Annotated in this window: 17 protein-coding genes; 7 read left to right on the top strand and 10 right to left on the bottom strand. The window is 73.7% G+C overall.

The genetic code is table 11. The features are described 5' to 3' along the window. Positions 1-226: 226 nt before the first annotated feature. Positions 227-1,840 carry a histidine kinase gene (locus tag amrb99_RS53290; RefSeq protein ID WP_347256834.1) on the top strand — a complete coding sequence of 538 codons (1,614 nt, stop codon included), beginning with the start codon at positions 227-229 and terminating at the stop codon, positions 1,838-1,840. A 36-nt stretch (positions 1,841-1,876) separates the two neighbouring features. Further along, positions 1,877-2,548 (top strand): response regulator, encoded by a 672-nt coding sequence (locus amrb99_RS24780; protein ID WP_190860153.1) that lies wholly within the window; start codon positions 1,877-1,879, stop codon positions 2,546-2,548. Between the two features lie 24 nt (positions 2,549-2,572). Here the strand turns inward: amrb99_RS24780 and amrb99_RS24775 are convergent, their stop codons facing one another. Then, positions 2,573-2,983, bottom strand: a complete 411-nt coding sequence (locus amrb99_RS24775; protein WP_190860151.1) for a hypothetical protein — start codon at positions 2,981-2,983, stop codon at positions 2,573-2,575. Between the two features lie 72 nt (positions 2,984-3,055). Continuing rightward, positions 3,056-3,433 (bottom strand): MerR family DNA-binding transcriptional regulator, encoded by a 378-nt coding sequence (locus amrb99_RS24770; protein ID WP_190860149.1) that lies wholly within the window; start codon positions 3,431-3,433, stop codon positions 3,056-3,058. Between the two features lie 214 nt (positions 3,434-3,647). Here amrb99_RS24770 and ahcY (amrb99_RS24765) point away from each other — a divergent pair, with 214 nt between their 5' ends. The 3 genes from ahcY (amrb99_RS24765) (at position 3,648) to amrb99_RS24755 (ending at position 6,984) form a co-directional block, all read left to right on the top strand. Continuing rightward, the gene (ahcY, locus tag amrb99_RS24765) at positions 3,648-5,078 is read left to right on the top strand and encodes an adenosylhomocysteinase (protein WP_190860147.1); all 1,431 of its coding nucleotides are present in this window, start codon (positions 3,648-3,650) and stop codon (positions 5,076-5,078) included. A gap of 68 nt (positions 5,079-5,146) precedes the next feature. Further along, positions 5,147-6,403, top strand: a complete 1,257-nt coding sequence (ahcY, locus tag amrb99_RS24760; RefSeq protein ID WP_190860145.1) for an adenosylhomocysteinase — start codon at positions 5,147-5,149, stop codon at positions 6,401-6,403. A gap of 2 nt (positions 6,404-6,405) precedes the next feature. After that, entirely contained in the window at positions 6,406-6,984 is a 579-nt protein-coding gene (locus amrb99_RS24755) for a hypothetical protein (protein WP_190860143.1), read from the top strand. Positions 6,985-6,993: 9 nt separating this feature from the next. Here amrb99_RS24755 and amrb99_RS24750 read toward each other — a convergent pair whose 3' ends face one another. Then, positions 6,994-7,869, bottom strand: coding sequence for a LysR substrate-binding domain-containing protein (locus amrb99_RS24750; RefSeq protein WP_190860141.1), 876 nt, complete (start codon positions 7,867-7,869; stop codon positions 6,994-6,996). A 102-nt stretch (positions 7,870-7,971) separates the two neighbouring features. Here amrb99_RS24750 and amrb99_RS24745 point away from each other — a divergent pair, with 102 nt between their 5' ends. Continuing rightward, complete coding sequence (locus tag amrb99_RS24745) at positions 7,972-9,222, top strand: MFS transporter (RefSeq protein WP_190860140.1); 1,251 nt, start codon at positions 7,972-7,974, stop codon at positions 9,220-9,222. 46 nt (positions 9,223-9,268) lie between these two features. Here the strand turns inward: amrb99_RS24745 and amrb99_RS24740 are convergent, their stop codons facing one another. Continuing rightward, on the bottom strand, positions 9,269-10,690 hold the full coding sequence (locus amrb99_RS24740) for a cellulase family glycosylhydrolase (RefSeq protein WP_190860137.1): 1,422 nt from the start codon (positions 10,688-10,690) through the stop codon (positions 9,269-9,271). 154 nt (positions 10,691-10,844) lie between these two features. Then, positions 10,845-11,996, bottom strand: coding sequence for an RDD family protein (locus amrb99_RS52570; RefSeq protein ID WP_190860135.1), 1,152 nt, complete (start codon positions 11,994-11,996; stop codon positions 10,845-10,847). Between the two features lie 70 nt (positions 11,997-12,066). On the opposite strand from amrb99_RS52570, the gene amrb99_RS24730 reads away from it, so the two are divergent. Continuing rightward, positions 12,067-13,062, top strand: coding sequence for a stage II sporulation protein M (locus amrb99_RS24730; protein WP_190860132.1), 996 nt, complete (start codon positions 12,067-12,069; stop codon positions 13,060-13,062). 128 nt (positions 13,063-13,190) lie between these two features. Here amrb99_RS24730 and amrb99_RS24725 read toward each other — a convergent pair whose 3' ends face one another. The 5 genes from amrb99_RS24725 to amrb99_RS24705 form a co-directional block, all read right to left on the bottom strand. Continuing rightward, the gene (locus amrb99_RS24725) at positions 13,191-14,483 is read right to left on the bottom strand and encodes a DUF58 domain-containing protein (RefSeq protein ID WP_190860130.1); all 1,293 of its coding nucleotides are present in this window, start codon (positions 14,481-14,483) and stop codon (positions 13,191-13,193) included. Further along, a complete protein-coding gene (locus amrb99_RS24720) occupies positions 14,483-15,451 on the bottom strand; it encodes a MoxR family ATPase (protein WP_190860257.1) in 969 nt (322 codons plus the stop codon). The genes amrb99_RS24725 and amrb99_RS24720 overlap by 1 nt, the downstream gene beginning before the upstream one ends. Before the next feature lie 74 nt (positions 15,452-15,525). Further along, positions 15,526-16,737 (bottom strand): DUF4350 domain-containing protein, encoded by a 1,212-nt coding sequence (locus amrb99_RS24715; RefSeq protein ID WP_190860128.1) that lies wholly within the window; start codon positions 16,735-16,737, stop codon positions 15,526-15,528. Then, positions 16,731-17,414: a DUF4129 domain-containing protein gene (locus tag amrb99_RS24710; RefSeq protein WP_194737144.1), complete on the bottom strand. Its 684-nt coding sequence runs from the start codon at positions 17,412-17,414 to the stop codon at positions 16,731-16,733. Before amrb99_RS24710 ends, amrb99_RS24715 begins: the two co-directional genes overlap by 7 nt. Next, complete coding sequence (locus amrb99_RS24705; RefSeq protein ID WP_190860124.1) at positions 17,414-18,544, bottom strand: hypothetical protein; 1,131 nt, start codon at positions 18,542-18,544, stop codon at positions 17,414-17,416. The genes amrb99_RS24710 and amrb99_RS24705 overlap by 1 nt, the downstream gene beginning before the upstream one ends. Positions 18,545-18,707 lie beyond the last annotated feature (163 nt).

The raw sequence follows: 18,707 nt of genomic DNA, 5'->3' as shown, positions 1-18,707 counted from the left end.
CCCGGACCCCTGAAACCGGGCGGTTGGCGTGACCGCGGCAGCCCCGCCGAACCCCCTACGTCGGCGGTGCCGCCGTTGCGGTCACGGTTAAGACATTACGTCTCCGCCGGTCGCCCGCACGTCCCCCGCAAGGAGGGATCGGGGGTCGTCCTGTAGGGGGATTCAGGCCGCGGGCATACCACCGCACGGTGAGGTGATGAGCCCGTCCAGCGGTCAGTATTGAGAAGTGACCACCGATGACAAGGCCCGGACCGGACCCGACCCCGCGGGGTTCGGCCCAGCCCTCGCCCACCAGGCGTGGCGGCTGTCCGGCCGGATCGTGGCGGGGGTGGGGCAGCTGCTGCTCTGGATCCTCACCGGCATCGGGCACCTGCTGCGGCCGCTCGCCGTCAGGCTCGGCGCCCGGCTGAACGGCGCGGGCCGCGGGCCCGCCCCCGGCGCCCCCGGCATGCCGCCCGGCTTCCCGGGCTCGCCGCCCCCTCCGGCCGGCGAGACGGCGCCGCTGCCCCGCTGGATCAACACCTGGAGCGAGTTCACCGGCGCCTGGTACTTCGCGCCGCTCACCGGCCTCGCGCTGACCATCGCCGCGCTGGCCGAGCTGGCGCCGAGCACCGGGTCCCCGCTGAGCCTCGCCGGGGGCTTCGCGGTCGCCTCGACGGTACCGCTCGTCTGGCGCCGCGAGAACCTGCGGCCCGTCGCGGCCGTCGTCCTCGGCGCGTTCGCGGCCGGGCTGCTCACCGGCCAGCAGCTGCTCATCACCACGGCGTTCGCGGCGCTCTACACGCTGTACGCGCTGGGGCGGCAGCTTCCCCGGCAGTCCGCGGGCGTCCTCGCGGCCGGGAGCGTCGCCACCGTCGCCGTCGTCTACCTCGCCACGGGCACGCTCGACGACGTCCCCTGGCCGGCCGCGGTCGTCGCCGTGCTGGCCGCCATCGGCCTCGGCGACGCGCGCCGCGCCGTCGAGTCCGCGGGCCGCACCGAGGCGGAGGCGGAGGAGCGCACCAACGAGACCCTCACCCGGCTCACCGCCGTCCAGCGCGAGCAGGCCGTCATGCGCGAGCGCGCCCGCATCGCCCGCGAGCTGCACGACGTCGTCGCGCACTCCGTCTCCATGATCGCCGTGCAGGCGGAGACGGCCCCGTACACGATGGACGACCTGTCGCCCGAGGCCCGCGCCGGCTACACCGAGATCGCCAAGACGGCCCGGGAGGCGCTGGTGGAGATGCGCCGGCTGCTCAGCGTGCTGCGCGCCGACGCCAAGCCCGAGCCGGACGCCGCGAACTCCCCGCAGCCGCGCCTCGACCGGCTCCCCGACCTGATCGAGCAGCACCGCGGCGCGGGCGGCGCCGTCGACCTCGCCGTGCACGGCGACCCGCGGGCGCTGTCCACGACCGTGGAGCTGTCGGCGTACCGGATCGTCCAGGAGGCCCTGACGAACGCGCGGCGGCACGCGCCGGGCGCCGGGGTGCACGTCGACCTCACCTTCCTTCCCGACCGGCTCGCGGTCCGGGTCCGCGACGACGGCTCGGCCGGATCGACGCGGGTGCTGAACCTGGACGATCCCGCCGCCCGTACCGCGGTACTGGACCCCGCCGGCGCGGGCCCGGCCGGTCCGACCCGGCTGGAGGGCGCGCGGCCGCCGGCCGGCGCGCCCGGCGGCGGGCCGGGCGGCGGACACGGTCTCGTCGGCATGCGGGAACGTGCGACCATGCTGGGCGGACGGTTCTCCGCCGGCCCCGCGACCGACGGCGGGTTCCTGGTGGAGGCCGAGCTTCCGCTGACGAGGGAGGGGAATTCCACCAGTGGACACGGTTCCGAGGCGCCCCCCGGCCGCCGCTGACCGCGCTCTCGCCCGCTCCGGAACGGGGCCCCGCCGGTGATCCGGGTGCTGGTGGCGGACGACCAGACCATCGTCCGCGCCGGGTTCGCCGCCCTGCTCGACGCGCAGGAGGACATCACCGTCGTCGGCGAGGCCGGCGACGGGCGGCAGGCGGTCGCGCTCGCCGAGCGGGGCCGTCCCGACGTCGTGGTCATGGACATCCGGATGCCCGGGATGGACGGCATCGAGGCCACCCGCCGGATCCTCGCGCAGCCCGGCTCCGAGGGCGTCCGCGTCCTCGTGCTCACCACCTTCGACGTGGACGAGTACGTCTACGAGGCGCTCGCGGTCGGCGCGTCCGGCTTCCTGCTCAAGGACGCGACCGCCGACGAGCTGGTCTCCGCGGTCCGGGTCGTCGCACGCGGCGACTCGCTGCTGGCGCCGCAGGTCACCGGGCGGCTGATCCGGGAGTTCACCAAGCAGCGGCGGAGCCGCCCGCAGGCGCCGTCGGAGCTGTCCACGCTGACGGCCCGGGAGAGCGAGGTGCTCGTGCTGATCGCGGGCGGGCTGTCCAACGCCGAGATCGCCGCCCGCCTCGTGGTCAGCGAGCACACGGTCAAGACGCACGTGGCCCGGGTCTTCACCAAGCTGGGCCTGCGCGACCGGGCCCAGGCAGTGATGCTCGCCTACGAGTCCGGCGTCGTCGTCCCGGGCGAGAACGCGACCTGATCGGCGGCCGCCGGGCCCTTCGCCTCAGGCGGGCGGGTACGGGCCCGGGGGACTGTACGGCCGGGCGGGCGGCGGCGGGAGGTCGGAGGCCGGGGCGCCCGGAGGCGGCGGTGGCGGCGGCTGGGCTGGGCCTGCCGCGTGCGCTGTGCTCTTGCGGCGGCGCATGACGGCCGGGCCGAGGAAGAGCACGCCGCAGCCGACCGCCAGCAGCGGCCCGACGATCATCATGATGACCGCCTCGCGGCCGTCCTTGGACTTCTGCTCGTCGTAGGACCGGTGGGTGGCGCGCCCCTTCCGGAGCGTCGTGCAGGTGTCGCCCGGCGACATCACGCGCTCGCCGCACTTGACCGTGCCGCCCGGCATCGACGACAGGCCGCCCACGAACAGTCCGATGCCGAGCACGAGGCCGAGCACCCCGTAGAGCCAGTTCTTCACGCGCCGCCTCCCGTCCGTCCAGCGGGATGGTAGTGGCCGCGGCGGACGGAACGGCGCCCGCCGGCCCGCCCGCTACCGGCGGCGCAGCAGCCGCAGCGCCTTCTCCTTCTCGAAGTCCAGGGCCCGCGCGGGTGGTGCGGACAGCCGGCCGATGCGCTCGCCCAGTTCCCGGACGTGCGCCTGGACCTGCGGCTCGGCGAGCACGCGGAGCCCGAACGCCAGCTCGGCGGGCCCGATGTCGTAGCGCTTCTCCAGCGCCAGCGCGAGCGCGACGGCGCGCAGCTCCGCGTCGCCGAACCGCCGGTGCCCGCCGCCCCGCGCGGTACCGCCGTTCCGTCCGGTGCCGGCCGGTGCGGGATCGCGGGTCGCGGGCAGCAGCCCGAGCGTCTCCCGGTAGCGGAGCATGCGGGGCGAGGTGCCGAGCCGCCGGGCGGCCTCCGTGATGCGCATGCGTCGATTCTGACAAATTCGTGTTAGAAATGCGCCCCCGACCGTGCCTCCGGGCCGTCCCCGCCCGTAGACTCGGCCGGGTCGGCCGGCCCGCGGGGCCGGTCCTCGCGGACGAACGACGCGACCCGCGGGCACAAGTGGACCTGCCGCGCGCGAGCGGACCTGCTGCAAAGCGGACCCTGCTGCGAGAAAGCAGACAAGGAGCAACGAAAGCATGGACTACAAGGTCGCCGACCTTTCGCTGGCGGACTTCGGCCGGCGGGAGATCCGGCTCGCCGAGCACGAGATGCCGGGCCTGATGGCGGTGCGCGAGGAGTACTCCGCCGCCAAGCCGCTGCGCGGCGCCAAGATCATGGGCTCGCTGCACATGACGATCCAGACGGCCGTGCTGATCGAGACGCTGGTGGAGCTCGGCGCCGACGTCCGCTGGGTGTCCTGCAACATCTTCTCCACCCAGGACCACGCCGCCGCCGCGATCGTCGTCGGCAAGGACGGTACGGCCGAGGACCCGAAGGGCGTCCCGGTGTTCGCCTGGAAGGGCGAGACGCTCGAAGAGTACTGGTGGTGCACCGACCAGGCGCTGCGGTGGCCGGACGGCTCCGGCCCGAACATGATCCTGGACGACGGCGGCGACGCGACCCTGCTCGTCCACAAGGGTGCCGAGTACGAGAAGGCGGGCGCCGTCCCGCAGGCGACCGAGGACGACCCGGAGGAGTGGGGGATCATCCTCGACACCCTCCGCCGCACCATCGCCGAGAAGCCGGGCCGCTGGACCGAGACCGCCGCCGGCATCAAGGGCGTCACCGAGGAGACCACCACCGGCGTCCACCGCCTGTACGAGATGGCGAAGGCCGGCACCCTCGCCTTCCCGGCGATCAACGTCAACGACTCGGTCACCAAGTCGAAGTTCGACAACAAGTACGGCTGCCGGCACTCGGTCATCGACGGCCTCAACCGCGCCACCGACGTGCTGATCGGCGGCAAGGTCGCCGTGGTGTGCGGCTACGGCGACGTCGGCAAGGGCTGCGCCGAGGCGCTGAAGGGCCAGGGCGCGCGCGTCATCGTCACCGAGATCGACCCGATCTGCGCGCTGCAGGCCGCGATGGACGGCTTCCAGGTCACCACCCTGGAGGACGTCGTCGAGATCGCCGACATCTTCGTGACCACCACCGGCAACTTCAACATCATCCGCGCCGACCACATGGCCCGGATGAAGCACCAGGCGATCGTCTCCAACATCGGCCACTTCGACAACGAGATCGACATGGCCGGGCTCGCCAAGACCGACGGCATCGAGAAGATCGAGATCAAGCCGCAGGTGCACGAGTGGCGGTTCGCGGACGGCCACTCGATCATCGTGCTGGCCGAGGGCCGGCTGATGAACCTCGGCTGCGCCACCGGCCACCCGTCGTTCGTCATGTCCAACTCGTTCACCAACCAGGTCATCGCGCAGATCGAGCTGTTCACCAAGACCGAGGAGTACCCGGTCGGCGTGTACGTGCTGCCGAAGCACCTGGACGAGAAGGTCGCCCGCCTCCACCTGGACGCGCTCGGCGTCAAGCTGACCACGCTCACCAAGGAGCAGGCCGCCTACATCGGCGTCCACGTCGAGGGCCCGTACAAGCCGGACCACTACCGCTACTGATCGCCTGTAGCGTTCGGACCGCCGCACGGCCCAAGGCCGTGCGGCGGTTTGTGCCTTGAGGGGGACGGATGAGCGATATCGCGGACGTGTCGCTGGCGTACGAGGGCGTCAAGCGGATCGAGTGGGCCGACCGGAGCATGCCGGTGCTGCGGCAGATCCGGGAGCGGTTCGCCAAGGAGCGTCCTTTGGACGGCCTGCGGATCGCGGCGTGCATGCACATCACGACGGAGACGGCCTGCCTGATCCGGACCCTGCAGGCGGGTGGGGCGAGCGTGGCGCTCGCGTCGTCCAACCCGCTGTCCACGCAGGACGACACGGCCGCCGCGCTCGTGCAGGAGGACGGCACGGAGGTCTTCGCGCGCGCGGGCATCGACCGTGAGGGCTATTACGCGCACATCCACCAGGCTCTGGAGACGGGTCCTGACCTTGTGCTGGACGACGGCTGCGACCTCGTCAACACGCTGCACACCGACCGCACCGATCTGCTGCCCACGGTGAAGGCCGGGTGCGAGCAGACGACGACGGGCGTCATACGCCTCCACCAGATGGCCCGTGAGGGCGCCCTCCGGTTCCCCATGGTCGCGGTGAACGACACCGATACGAAGCACATGTTCGACAACCGGTACGGGACCGGGCAGTCGACGCTGGACGGCATCATCCGCGCCACCAACACGCTTCTGGCGGGCAAGACGGTGGTCATCGCGGGCTTCGGCTACTGCGGGCGGGGCCTCGCCGAGCGCGCGCGGGGCCTGGGCGCCCGTGTCGTCATCACCGAGATCGACCCGGTGAAGGCGCTGGACGCGGCGCTGCAGGGCTTCGCCGTGCAGCCGATGGCCGAGGCGGCGGTGGACGGCGACGTGTTCATCACCGTCACCGGCAACCGCGACGTGGTGAACGCCGAGCATCTCGCGCTGATGAAGGACGGCGCGATCCTCGCGAACTCCGGCCACTTCGACGTCGAGATCGACGTGCGCGCGCTGGAGGAGATGGCGGTCGCCGTCCACCACGGTGTGCGCCCGCAGACGGACGAGTACGTCCTGGCCGACGGCCGCCGCCTGGTCCTGCTGGCCGAGGGGCGCCTGGTCAACCTGGCGGCCGCCGAGGGCCATCCCGCCGCGGTGATGGACATGTCCTTCGCCGACCAGGCCCTCACGTGCGCGTGGCTCGCGACGGCGCACGCGTCGCTGCCCGCCGCCGTCCACGACGTCCCCAAGGAGATCGACACGGAGGTGGCGCGGCTGAAGCTGGCGTCCATGGCCATCTCCATCGACCTGCTCACCCCGGACCAGGAGGACTACCTGCACTCCTGGCGCATCGGGTCCTGACCGTGCCGTCCGGGACGTACCTGCACGTCGACGAGGGGGTCGAGGAGCGCTTCCAGTGCGCTCCCGGGCCCGGCGGCTGGCGCTACACGTCCCGCCGGGACGACGGCGTCCGCCTGGACCTCGTCGTGGACGCGCGCTGGCGGCAGATCCGCGTCGAGCTCGTCACCCCCGGGTGGTGGCTGCGGGGCGGGCTGACCGGGCCCGAGCTGGCGTGGGTGCGCGCGGCGGGGGAGTCGGGCACCGAGCACGGGGAGCGGGCGTCGGGCTTCGTGTCCGGTTCGCCGGGGTTCCTCGTCGCGGTGGCGCGTTCCCTGGAGCTGGACGAGGGCGCCGCGACCGATGTCCGCCTCGTCCGGTTGAGCGGGACGTCGCTGTCGGCGCTGACGGTGCTGTGGCGGTGGCGCCGGGGCGCGACGTCCTCCTACGAGACCGAGACCGAGCCGCTGCCCGTGACGGAGTACGAGATCACCGATCTGTCGACGGGCGAGGTGGAGTCCCTGTATCTGGCCGGTGACGTCGCCGTGGCGGCTCCGGGCGTGGAGCTCACCGACCTGGAGTCGCCGCCGAACCTCCTCGCCTGACCCCTCGCCCTACTGGTCCGGAAGGAGCGCCAGCAGGGCCTCCACGGCGGGCGGCAGGGGGCGCCCGGCGAGGGTGACGGCGACGAGGTCGCGGTGCAGCGGCGGATCGGTCGGGACGGCGGCGACGCGGTCCGCCGCGTTCCGCAGGGCCTGGGGCGGCAGCAGCGACACGCCCAGCCCGTGACCGACGAGCTCCACCAGGTACTGGATGGTGTCGACCTCCGCGGCGACCCTGCGGCGCAGCCCGGCGGCGGCGCAGGCGGCGTCGATCTGGGCGCGCAGCGCCGAGTCCGCGCGGTACTCGACGAAGTCGCGGGCGGCGAGCGCGGGGTCGGCGAGGCGGATCGCGCCGCGCGCGGCCAGCGGGTCCGTCCGGGGGACGGCGAGGACGAGCCGGTCGCCGCCGAGCGCGTGCTCGGTGAGCCGCGCGTCGCCGGTCGCGTGGTCGACGAACGCGAGGTCGAGCCGTCCGGCGGCGGTCTCGCGGGCGAGGGCGGGCGCGCCCGCGTGCCGCAGCCGGAGGGTGACGCCGGGGTGGCGGCGCCGGTAGCGGGCGAGCAGCGCGGGCAGGTCGAGGACGCCGAGCATCTGGATCGCGCCGATGGTCAGCCGGCCGCGCAGCAGCCCCCGGACCCCGGCGACGGCGTCGCGGCCGCTCTCCGCGGCGGCCAGCGCGCGGCGCGCGGACGGCAGCAGCGCGCGGCCCGCCTCGGTCAGCTCGACGCGGCGGTTGGTGCGGGTGAACAGCCGGGCGCCGAGTTCGCGTTCGAGGGCGCCGATCGAGCTGGACAGGCTGGACTGCACGACGTGGACGCGGGCGGCGGCACGGGTGAAGTGCAGTTCCTCGGCGACGGCGACGAAGTGCTCCAGCTGGCGCAGCTCCATGGATCGACCCTACCGATGGTGAGCATCGAAATTATGCGTTGGACCGATGATGATTCTTGCCGCCACCCTGGGAAGGGTGTTCGGGATGGAAGGAGTGCATTGATGGGGATTCGGGGGGACGGGTCGCTGCGTGACCTGCGGAGGGCGGCCGGCCCGGCGTGCATGGCGTACGCCTTCTGGGCCGTCATGCTCGGCACCACGCTCGCCACGCCGCTGTACCCCATCTACCAGCGGCAGCTCGGCTTCGGCAGCCTCGTCACGACCGTCGTCTTCGCCGTCTACGCGGCCGGCGTGATCTTCGCGCTGCTGTTCGGGCGGTCCTCGGACGCGCTCGGCCGCCGCCGCATGATGCTGGCGGGCGTGGCGGTCTCGATGGTCGCCGCCGTGGTGTACCTGGTGGCCGGCGACGTCCCGGTCCTGCTGGCGGCGCGGGTGCTTTCGGGTCTCTCGGCGGGTGTCGTCACCGCGACCGGGACGGTCACGCTGGTCGAACTCGTCCGGCCGGAACGCCGCGGCGCGGCGGCGCTGCTCGCGGCGGCCGTCAACATGTTCGGGCTCGGCAGCGGCCCGCTGGTCGCCGGGCTCCTCGCCGAGTACGCGCCGCATCCGCTGGAGCTGCCGTTCGCCGTGGACCTCGCCGTGCTCGCGTTGGCGCTGGCGGCCGTGCTGGTGGCGCCCGAGACCATCCGCGAGCCCCGGGTCACGTGGCCCCGGGCGCAGCGGCCCGCGGTGCCGCCCGAGGTGCGGCCGGTGTTCGTGCCCGCCGCCGTCGCCGCGTTCTCCGCCTTCGCGGTCTTCGGCCTCGTCACGGCCGTCGTCCCGGGGATCCTCGCCACCGTGCTGCACCGCCCCGACCGGGCCCTCACGGGCGTCGTGGTGTTCGCCATGTTCGGCGCGTCCACGGCCGGGCAGGTGCTGTTCGCCAAGGTGCCGGAGCGGATCGCGCTGCCCACGGGGTGCGGAGTGCTCGTGGCGGGGCTCGCCGCCATAGCCGGTGCGCTCCTGGCCGAGTCCCTCCCGCTGCTCGTCGTCGGGACCGTCGTGGTCGGCCTGGGACAGAGCCTGGGCTTCCGCGCCGGGCTGGCCGCCATCACCGCGGGCACCCCGGCCGCCCAGCGCGCCCAGACGGTGTCGAGCTTCTTCCTCACCGCCTACGCCGGGATCTCCCTGCCGGTGATCCTCGTCGGAGTCGCCGCCCAGGCGTTCGGCCTGCGCGACGCCGCCGTGGCGTTCACCGCGGTCGTCGCGGTGCTCGCGCTGGCGGCGCTGGCCGCGCTCCTCCGGCTCGAACGGCACGGGACGTCCGAGGGGGACGCGGAGTCCGACCGCGCCCCGCACCACGCAGGCCGCTGACCGGCGTGGTGGGGGCTTATGCGGGTCCAGAGGGGCCGGTCGAGGGCTACTGCGTGACGGTGACGGTGTGGGACGCGGTATTGGGGTCGGCCCACACCGACAGGACGTGGCGGCTCGCGTCCCAGGCCGTCCGCCACTTCCCGGCCGGATCGGTCGACGTGACCTTCGGGGTGGACGGGAACCAGATCTCCGTGGGGCCGGACACACCGGCCTTGTTCCGCCAGGAGACCGTGAGCGTCGGCGAGGAGTACGACATCTTCACCGGGGTGCCCGCTATGGCCCTGGCATAGGGGCGGGCCAACAGCTTGGTGAAGAGCGTCGGATTGCCCTTCCCGTCGGTCACGCCCGTGGAACCCGGGTCGTTGGACCAGTAGGACCAGCCGATGCCCAGGTCGTCCGCCATGGAGAGCCAGTCGCCGGTGAAGTCCGCCGCACCGGGCGCGTCCTGACCCATGCCGCCGACCTCACCGAGCCACATCGGGGCGTTCAGGCGGCGCGCCGCAGCGGGCATGTTGCGCTTCCACAGCGCGAACTGCGCCTGGATGAGGAGTTTCGTAGCGCCGCTGTAGGCGCCGCCCAGGTCCACCCCGCCCGGGTAGAAGTGCGGCGCCAGGACGATGCGCGGCGTCCCTGGACGCGGGTCCTCGACGGGTGCGATGGAGGATTCCGCGCCTTCGTTGGAGCCGAGGGCCTCCGGCTCCACGAACACCCAGTTGTCCCGGTCGACCTTCCGGATGGCGTCGACGACGCGCTGGTAGAAGGGGGTCAGGATGGGGCCTTCGAAGAAGCCGAACTGGCGGGTCCCACCGAACGGCTCGTTCATCAGGTCGTAGCCCAGGACGGCGGGGTCCTTGGCGAAGCGCTTCGCCACGTGCTGCCACATCGCCGTGTACCGCTGCATCAGCTCCGGGTGCTTCCCGGTGTTGTTCCAGAAGTTGTCGTACGCGCGCAGGATCGCGGGCTGGAGATAGGTGAGCACCCACGGGTCCTGGGGCGTGCAGGGCAGCCCGTCGGTGATCGTGGCCCAGGCGGGAGCGCCGTCACCGGCGCCCTTGCACGCGTCCGGGCCGTAGATGTCCTGGTGCATGTCCAGGATGACGTGCATCCCCTGTTCGCGGTACCAGGCCACCCGCTTGGCGACCTCGTCGAGATAGGCGTCGTCGTACTGGCCCGGCTTCGGCTCGATGTTCCTCCAGAGGATCAGGTACCGGACCGAGTCGGTGCCCATCTCGCGGGCCTCGCGGACCACGTCGTCCCGGTCGATCCAGGGAAGGCCGCTGTCACCCTTGGCGCTGCTCGCGGTGTTGAGGCCGTGCAGGATCAGCGTGCGGCCCTGGTCGTCGGTGATGGTGGGCGGCGGCGCGGCGTCCGCGTGCGCGGGGGCTCCGGCCGCCGCGGTCCCCGCGGTCCCGGCGAGGGCCAGCGCGGTGGTCAGGGTGATCCGGCCGAGGGCACTGCGGACGCGCATCCCGCCTCCTGAACGTGAAATTTGTTCGGATATTAGGAGGCTGGGGAGGCCCTGGGGAAGTCGTAGAAGTGCACAACAACAACGCCGGCTTACGGCGGTTGATGACAAGGCCGTGCTTCGGCCGCTGGTCGGTGGGCCTTCGATGCCCGTCCGGCTAACGGCCCGGGTGCACGCCGCCGTTGGGGTACGGCGCAGGCGGCATGCCCTGCACCGGATAGGGGGCGGGCGGGTACGGGCCGCCCGGGTAGGGCCCGGCCGGACGGCCACCGGCCGGGTGACCCCCCGTCGGGTACGCGCCCGTCGGGTAAGGGCCTGCCGGGTAGGGGCCGGCTGGGTAGGAGCCGGTCGGATAGGGGCCCGTCGGGTAGGGGCCGGCCGGATGAGGGCCGGGCTGCGGCTGCGGGCCCGCCGGCGGCCCCTGCCAGCCGGGCGGGGGAGGCTGGCCTGTTCCGGCCATGGCCATCGCCGGGACGGGAACAGGGCCGGGAACAGGGGCCGTGCCGGGAGCGGGAGCCTGCGCCCAGCCCGCCTGCCCGGTGCGCCGCAAGCGGCGCGCGCGCCGCTGGGCCAGCCGCCATTCCTCCCGCTGGCGGCGCTCCGCGAGGACGGCCGACAGCAGGATCTCCGGGCGCACGCCCGGCGGCGGCGGAGGGCTGATCACGTCAACGACCTGTGCCGCTATGCGCTGCCCCAGGGAGTCCCGTACTTCCGGCAGCAGTTCCCAGAACCGCGAGAGGTACTGGCGGGCCGTCATCGCCAGTTCGTCCGAGAGCATGGAGATCTCCAGCGACCGCGCCCACCAGGCGAGCTGAGGGGGCATGACGGCGACGGGGCCGAGGCGGCCGGACGGAATCCGCTCCTGGATGACGATCGTCCCGGCGAACAGGTCGCCGAGGCGCTTCCCGCGCCGGTTGCAGAACGAGGTGATCAGGGCGGGCGCGCCGTAGAGCGTCCAGAACTCGATGAAGCCGGCGAGCGCGCGCACGAGCGCCTGCCGGAACCGAATCGGTCCGCCGTCGTCGGCCACGACCCGGATCCGGAGGGCCATCTTCCCGAGCGTCCGCCCTCGCGACAGGGTCTCGAACGCGCACGGGTAGCCGACCAGCACGGCGACGACCGAGACCAGGGAGAGCCCGACGGTCCACGCGTCGTCCGCGACCAGGGCCGTCAGGCCCGTCACGTAGACGGCGAGGTTCAGCAGGATGAGCTGGAACAGCAGGTCCAGCAGCAGGGCACAGCCCCGGCTGGCCAGCCGCGCGACCCGGATGTCGAGCGCGACGGCCTCGCCGGTGACGAGTTCGGCCATGTCCTGATCCTCCAATGCCGGGGCCGGTCCATTTTGCCGCCTTCGCGGGGCGAGGCGTTAGTCTCCCCGGGTGGACGTCGACGCCTATGTGGCCGCGCACAACGCCGACTGGCTACGGCTTGAGCATCTCATCAACCGCGGCCGCAGGCTGACCGGCGTGGAGGCCGACGAGCTCGTCGAGCTGTACCAGCGGACGGCCACGCACCTGTCCGTCGTCCGGTCGAGCTCGCCGGACCCGGAGCTCGTGGGGCGGCTGTCGTCGCTGGTGGCGCGTGGCCGGGCCGCGGTCGCGGGCGCCCACGCGCCGATGTGGCGGGACGTCACGCGGTTCGCGACGGTGTCGTTCCCCGCCGCCGCCTACCGGATGCGGTGGTGGTGGCTGGGCAACGCGGTCCTCGGCAACCTGCTGGCGCTGGCCCTGGCGATCTGGATCGTGCACAGCCCGCACGTGCAGTCGAGCATCGGCACCCCCAACGAGATCCGCGACCTGGTCGAGCACGACTTCGCGAACTACTACACCGAGCACTCCGCCGCGTCGTTCGCCTTCAAGGTGTGGACGAACAACGCGTGGGTGTCGGCGATCGCGCTCATCTTCGGCATCCTGCTGGGCATCCCGACCGTGTACGTGCTGCTGATGAACCAGATCAACCTCGGCGTCACGGGCGGGCTGATGTTCGCCTACGGCAAGGGCGACGTGTTCTTCGGGCTGATCCTGCCGCACGGCCTGCTGGAGCTGACCGCGGTCTACCTCGCGTGCGCGGGGGGCCTGAAGCTCGGCTGGACGGTCGTGGACCCGGGGCGCCGCCGCCGCGGCCAGGCGCTCGCCGAGGAGGGGCGCGCCGCGATCAGCATCGCGATCGGCCTCGTCGGCGTGCTGCTGGTGTCCGGGCTGATCGAGGGCTTCGTCACCGGCTGGGTGCACGTCACGTGGCTGCGCATCGCGATCGGCGTCGTCGCCGAGGCCGCGTTCCTCGGTTACGTGATCGTGCTGGGCCGCCGCGCCACCCGGCAGGGCGAGACCGGGGACGCGGAGCTGCGTCCCGATCTCGTCCCGGTCGCGGGCTGAGCGGCGCCCGGCGCAGGTCCCGCCTCATATCCGGCGAACCGCCATGATCGGCGCCGCCGCTCGTGACTCCGGGTGACGCGCGGCCTCCCGCGTCCGTCCAGGCGTCGCTGAGCGGGCCGCTGAGCCGTTCAGAGGCGTCCGGCGGCCTTGAGGGCGAGGTAGGCGTCCGCGAGGGCGGGAGCGATGTCCTGGGGCGGCGCGTCCACGACCTCGACGCCGTGCGCCCGGAGCTCGGCGGTGAGCCGGCGCCGCTCGGCCCGCGCCCGCTCCGCGGCCGCCGCGTCGTACACCGCCGCGAGATCGCCGCGCCCGGCGGCCATCTCGCCGACCCGCGGGTCCGCCACGGCGGCGATCATGACCAGGTGGCGGGCCGTCAGCCGGGGCAGCAGCGGCAGCAGCCCCTCCTCGATCGCCGCGGTGTTCAGCTCGGTCAGCAGGACGACCAGGCACCGCTGCCGGACCCGCGACATCAGCGTCGACACCATCCCGGCCGCGTCGAACTCCAGCAGCTCCGGCTCCAGCGGGGCCATCGCGTGCACCATCGCGGGCAGCAGGTCCGTACGCGACGCGCCCTCGACGCGCGCACGGACGCGCCGGTCGTAGGCGAGCATGTCGACGCGGTCTCCGGCGCGGGACGCCAGGGCGCCCAGGAGGAGCGCCGCGTCCATGGAGCAGTCCAGGCGCGGAATGTCCCCGACCCGCCCCGCGGACGTGCGGCCGGTGTCCAGCACCAGGTAGATCCGGCGGTCGCGCTCGGGACGCCACGTCCGGACCACCACGTCCGCGCGCCGCGCGGTGGCCCGCCAGTCGATCGAGCGGACGTCGTCGCCGTCGACGTACTCGCGCAGCGAGTCGAACTCGGTCCCCTGGCCGCGGATGAGCGCGACGTGCGCGCCCGTCAGCTCCCGCAAGCGCGCCAGCTTCGCGGGCAGGTGGCGGCGCGACGGGAACGCTGGCAGCGCGCGCACCGTCCAGGGCGCGGGCCGCGACAGCTGCCGCGCGGCCAGCCCCAGCGGCCCCACCGACCGGACCACGACGGTCACGGCGCGGCGGTCGCCGCGCCTCGTCGGCGTCAGCGCCATGTCGACGCGGCGGCGCTCCCCGGCCGGGACGTCCACGCGCACCGCCCGGGGCGCGGCGGCCGCGCTGGGCGGCCACACGTCCCGCAGCCGCGCCTTGAGCCGGCGCCGGCCGAGGTTCTCCACGATCAGCGCCACCCGGGCCGTCTCGCCGAGGCGGACGTTGGTGTCGCCCGACCTGTGGAAGCGCAGCGCCCGCACGTTGCCGGCCAGGGCGAGGTCCACCACGACGCCGAGCAGCAGGACGCCCCACACCGCGAGGAGCGTCCACCAGCTCGGCAGCAGGACCGGCGCGACCGCGCCGAGCAGCGCCAGCAGCCCCAGGCGTCCGGTGAGCGCCATCAGCGCGGGGCGGGGACGTGGGCGAGGATGCCCTCCAGCACCCCGTCGGCCGTCGCGCCCTCGAGCTCCGCCTCGGGGCGCAGCTGCACACGGTGCCGGAGCGTCGGGCGAGCCAGCGCCTTCACGTCGTCCGGCGTCACGTAGTCGCGCCCGGACAGCCACGCCCACGCGCGCGAGGTGGCCAGCAGCGCGGTGGCGCCGCGCGGGGAGACGCCCAGCTGGAGCGACGGGGACTGGCGCGTGGCGCGGCACAGGTCCACGACGTACGCGGCGACCTTCGGGTCCAGGTGCACCGACCGGACCGCGGCGCGCCCGGCCGCCAGCTCCGCGGCGCCCGCCACGGCCTTCACCTCCGACAGGTCGCGGGGGTCGAACCCCGCGGCGTGCCGCTGCAACATCCTGATCTCCTCGTCCCGGGTGGGGACGGGCACGGTCAGCTTCACCAGGAACCGGTCGAGCTGCGCCTCGGGCAGCGGGTACGTGCCCTCGTACTCGATCGGGTTCTGCGTCGCGCACACCACGAACGGGTCCGGCAGGGCGCGGGCCGTCCCCTCCACCGAGACCTGCCGCTCCTCCATGGCCTCCAGCAGCGACGCCTGCGTCTTCGGCGGGGTGCGGTTGATCTCGTCGGCGAGCAGCAGGTTGGTGAAGACCGGGCCCTCGCGGAACTCGAACTCCGCGGTCCGGTTGTCGTACACCAGGGACCCGGTCACGTCGCCCGGCATCAGGTCGGGGGTGAACTGGACGCGCTTGAAGTCGAGGTCGAGGGCCCGCGACAGCGTCTTGATGAGCAGCGTCTTGGCGGTTCCGGGGACGCCCTCCAGCAGCACGTGGCCGCGGCACAGCAGCGCGATGACGAGCCCCGTCACCACCGAGTCCTGGCCGACGACCGTCTTGGCCACCTCGCCGCGCAGGGCCGCGAGCGCCGCGCGGGCGGTCTCGGCCTGCCGCAGGGTCTCCTCGGACATGCCCCCGGCGCCCGGCGGGGCGTCGCCCGGCACCGGGCCGGGCGCGTCGTCCTTCCCGAGGTCAACAGGGTGGTTCACGACTGGCGTACCTGCCTTTCCAGGTCGTCGAGGACGGAGGTGAGGGCGATCAGCCCGGCGTCGTCCACGGGTTCGGGACCGTACAGGGCCGCGCCGACGTACTCCTCGCCGCGGTCGGTCCGGCGGGCCACGGCCGCGACGATCTCCTGCGCGGCCGCGGGGTCCTGCGCGCTGGTGCGCGGCAGGCCGAGGAGCGGGACGATGCGCTCGCGGGCGCCGGAGCGCAGCGCGTCCGCGGCCCGGTCCCGGGCGCGGCTCGCCCGGTACAGGCGCGCGCGCCCCTCGACCGTCTCCGCGGAGCGGACGACCACGGGCAGCGCCTCGGCCACCACCGGGCCGAGCCGCCGCCCCCGCCACAGCGCCACCAGGACGACGGCGACGATCAGCTCCAGGAAGAACAGCTTGACGCCGAACGGCAGCAGGTCGGTGAGCGACTCCTGCCCCGCGCCGGCGCCCTCGGTGGGGAGGTCGGGGGCCAGCCACACCACGGACTGGCCCGCCCCCGCGAGGTTCATCAGCAGCGCCGCGTCGCCCTCCTCCGCGAGGTGCTGGTTGGTGAGCGGCGTGCTGGAGCCCAGCACGGTGACGGTCCTCGGACCGTCCTGCACCTGCACGAGGCGTGCCTCGTGGTCCACCTCATAGCAGGTGACGGCGTTGCCGGACACGGCGTAGGTCTGCGACTGGCCGAACGTCACCGCGCCCGCCAGCGTGGCGGCGGGCAGCGGGCATCCGGGCTCGCCCGTGCCGGCGAAGCTGGTGTTCTCGATCTCGACGCCGGGCGCGAGGGCCTCCAGCACCGGCGCCGTGGGCTCGACCAGCAGCAGGGCCCCTTGCGCGCCCCGCATCCGGTCGATGTCGTTTTCGGTGAGCCGCTCGCTCCGCGTGACCACCATGACGGTGCCGGGGCCGGACTGGTCGACGGCCTGAGCGGCGTGCCTCGCCACCACAACGGGCGTCCCGTGCTGCTTGAGGATCTCCGCGAGCGCGCGCGAGCCGTCCCTCTTGGGGGAGGTGGGGTCGAGCCGTTCGGGCGAGCCGGACGGGCGCAGCGCGGCCAGGATGATCGCGATCACCGCCATAGTGAGCAGCGCCGCCACAACGCCGCGCGCCGACCGCCAGCGGCGCCCGGCGACCTGCCGGGCGGATGCCTCGCCGCCGCCCCCGCCGCTGCCCGCCTCCTGCGCGCGCGCCGGCGACTGGATCACCATCGCTGGCCTCCGTCCGGATCGTCGGCGCCGACGCCCGCGGGCGTGAGGCCGTCGGACTCCAGCGGCTTCGGACGCGCCGCGCGCAGCCGCTCGTCGAGCTCCTTGACCTGCGCGTACCGCTCGGCCGTGCCGGGACGGTCGCCGTACCAGACGTCGTCGAACACCCGTACGCCGGCGCGCAGCGCGTCCGCCAGCTCGGGCACGGCCTCGCCCGCCTCCGCCGCCAGCTCGTCCGCCGTCCGGCCGGGCCGCGGGGCGAGCACCGCGCGCTCCTCCAGGTCGCGGGCGATGGCGCGGAGCCGCTCCCGGATGGCCTCGGCCCACTGCCCCTCGGCCGCGAGCCGTTCCGCGGCCTCCCGGTGGTCGAGAGCGGTCGACGGCGTGTCCTCCAGGAGCGGGTCCTTCCGGGAGCGCGGGTTCCGGCGGTCCCACATGAGCCACACGACCAGGCCGACCGCCACCAGTGCGATCACCACGATGACGACGATGGAGACCCACCCGCCGCCGCTGCCGTGCGCGTTCGGATGGGAGGCGTGGCTGAACAGTTTCTGGAGCCAGTCGGAGAAGCGTTCCCACACACGCTCGAGCCAGGACGGCTTGTCCCGCTGGTAGATCTGTTTGTCCAGCTCACGGCGCGCCATGTCGCGGGCCTCGTCGCGGCCGATCGGGTCGAGCATCACCGGCGCGCCCCCGCTTCCGTTCCGGTTCCCTGCCAGGCCCCTACAGGGCGGGGCCGCCACAGGTCGATGAAGCCCTCCCCGTCGTCGCCGTCCGCCCGGCGGTCCCCCTCGGCATCTCCGTCGCCGTCACTACCGCCACTAGCGCCACTGCCGTCACGGCCGGATCCGGCCGCAGCCACGGCGGCGGCGGATCGTCCCCGCGTACGCAGGTCGAGGTCGAGACCCTCACGGCGCATACGGCGGTCCATATAGAGCAACGCGATGACGCCGGCGTCGAACGGCAGCACCACCGCCCAGCTGATGATCCGGCCCGCCGTGTCGACCGCCAGCGCGCCGACCGTCGAGCCGCCGTCCGAGCCGACCCCGAAGAAGATGAGCTGGATGACCAGGAACGGGATCCGCAGAGCGAAGAACCCCATGAACACCGTGATGAGGATCGCCAGCAGGAGCGTCCCGCACGTGCGGAACCACCGGCCCTTGGACAGCACCCGGGCCCGCCTGAGCGCGCCGACGACGGTCGTACGCTCCAGCACCACCGCCGGTACGGCCAGCACCAGCAGGATGTACGACCACACCATCAGCGCTATGCCGACGGGAAAACCGATGACCGCCGCCAGCACGCCCAGCGCAGGATGCGCACTGGACGCCACCAGCAGGATGAACGGAATGATCGGCGCCACCATCGCGGCGAGCGGCACCAGCAGCACCACGGCCGCCGTTGCGGCGAGCCGGCCCAGCCGCGGCCGTGCGTCGCGCCACGCCTGCCTGGGCGCGATGGGCAGCCCCACCAGTTCGCGGCCCAGGATCGGCGCGAGCAGCCCCGACAGGACCAGGATCCCGTAGGCCGACAGCACCAGCCCCATGACGGCGAGGGTCATCTGCGCCCCGAACGACCGCAGCAGAACCCCGGGCGTGACCTCGTCGCGCGCCTCGTTGCCGATGAAGAAGTAGGCGGCGACGGAACTGGCCACCTGGGTCACCGCGCTGAACGCCAGGGCGACGCCGAGGGCCGTGCGGGGCCGGCGCCGGATCCCGGCGATCGACCCGTCCAGCATCTCCGAGATGGACATGGGGCGGAACGGGACGTCGGCGTCCGCGTCGTCGTCCCAGCCGTCCGGTCCCGGCATGTCGGCTCCCTGCGATCTTCGGCGGGGGGTGTCCCGGCGTGGACGGCCCATGGTGGCCGCGGCCGCCGGTCAGGTCATCCTGTCACGGGCGAGCCGCCGCATATGCCGACACGGGCCCGGTCGGTGCCGATCTGCGCCCTGACGGGCGCGCACAGGGACGAAA

It is taken from the genome of Actinomadura sp. RB99 (genome assembly GCF_014706005.1).
GTDB lineage: Bacteria > Actinomycetota > Actinomycetes > Streptosporangiales > Streptosporangiaceae > Spirillospora.
Note: the sequence above shows the minus strand (reverse complement) of the source record. Positions and strands in the feature narration are given on the sequence as shown.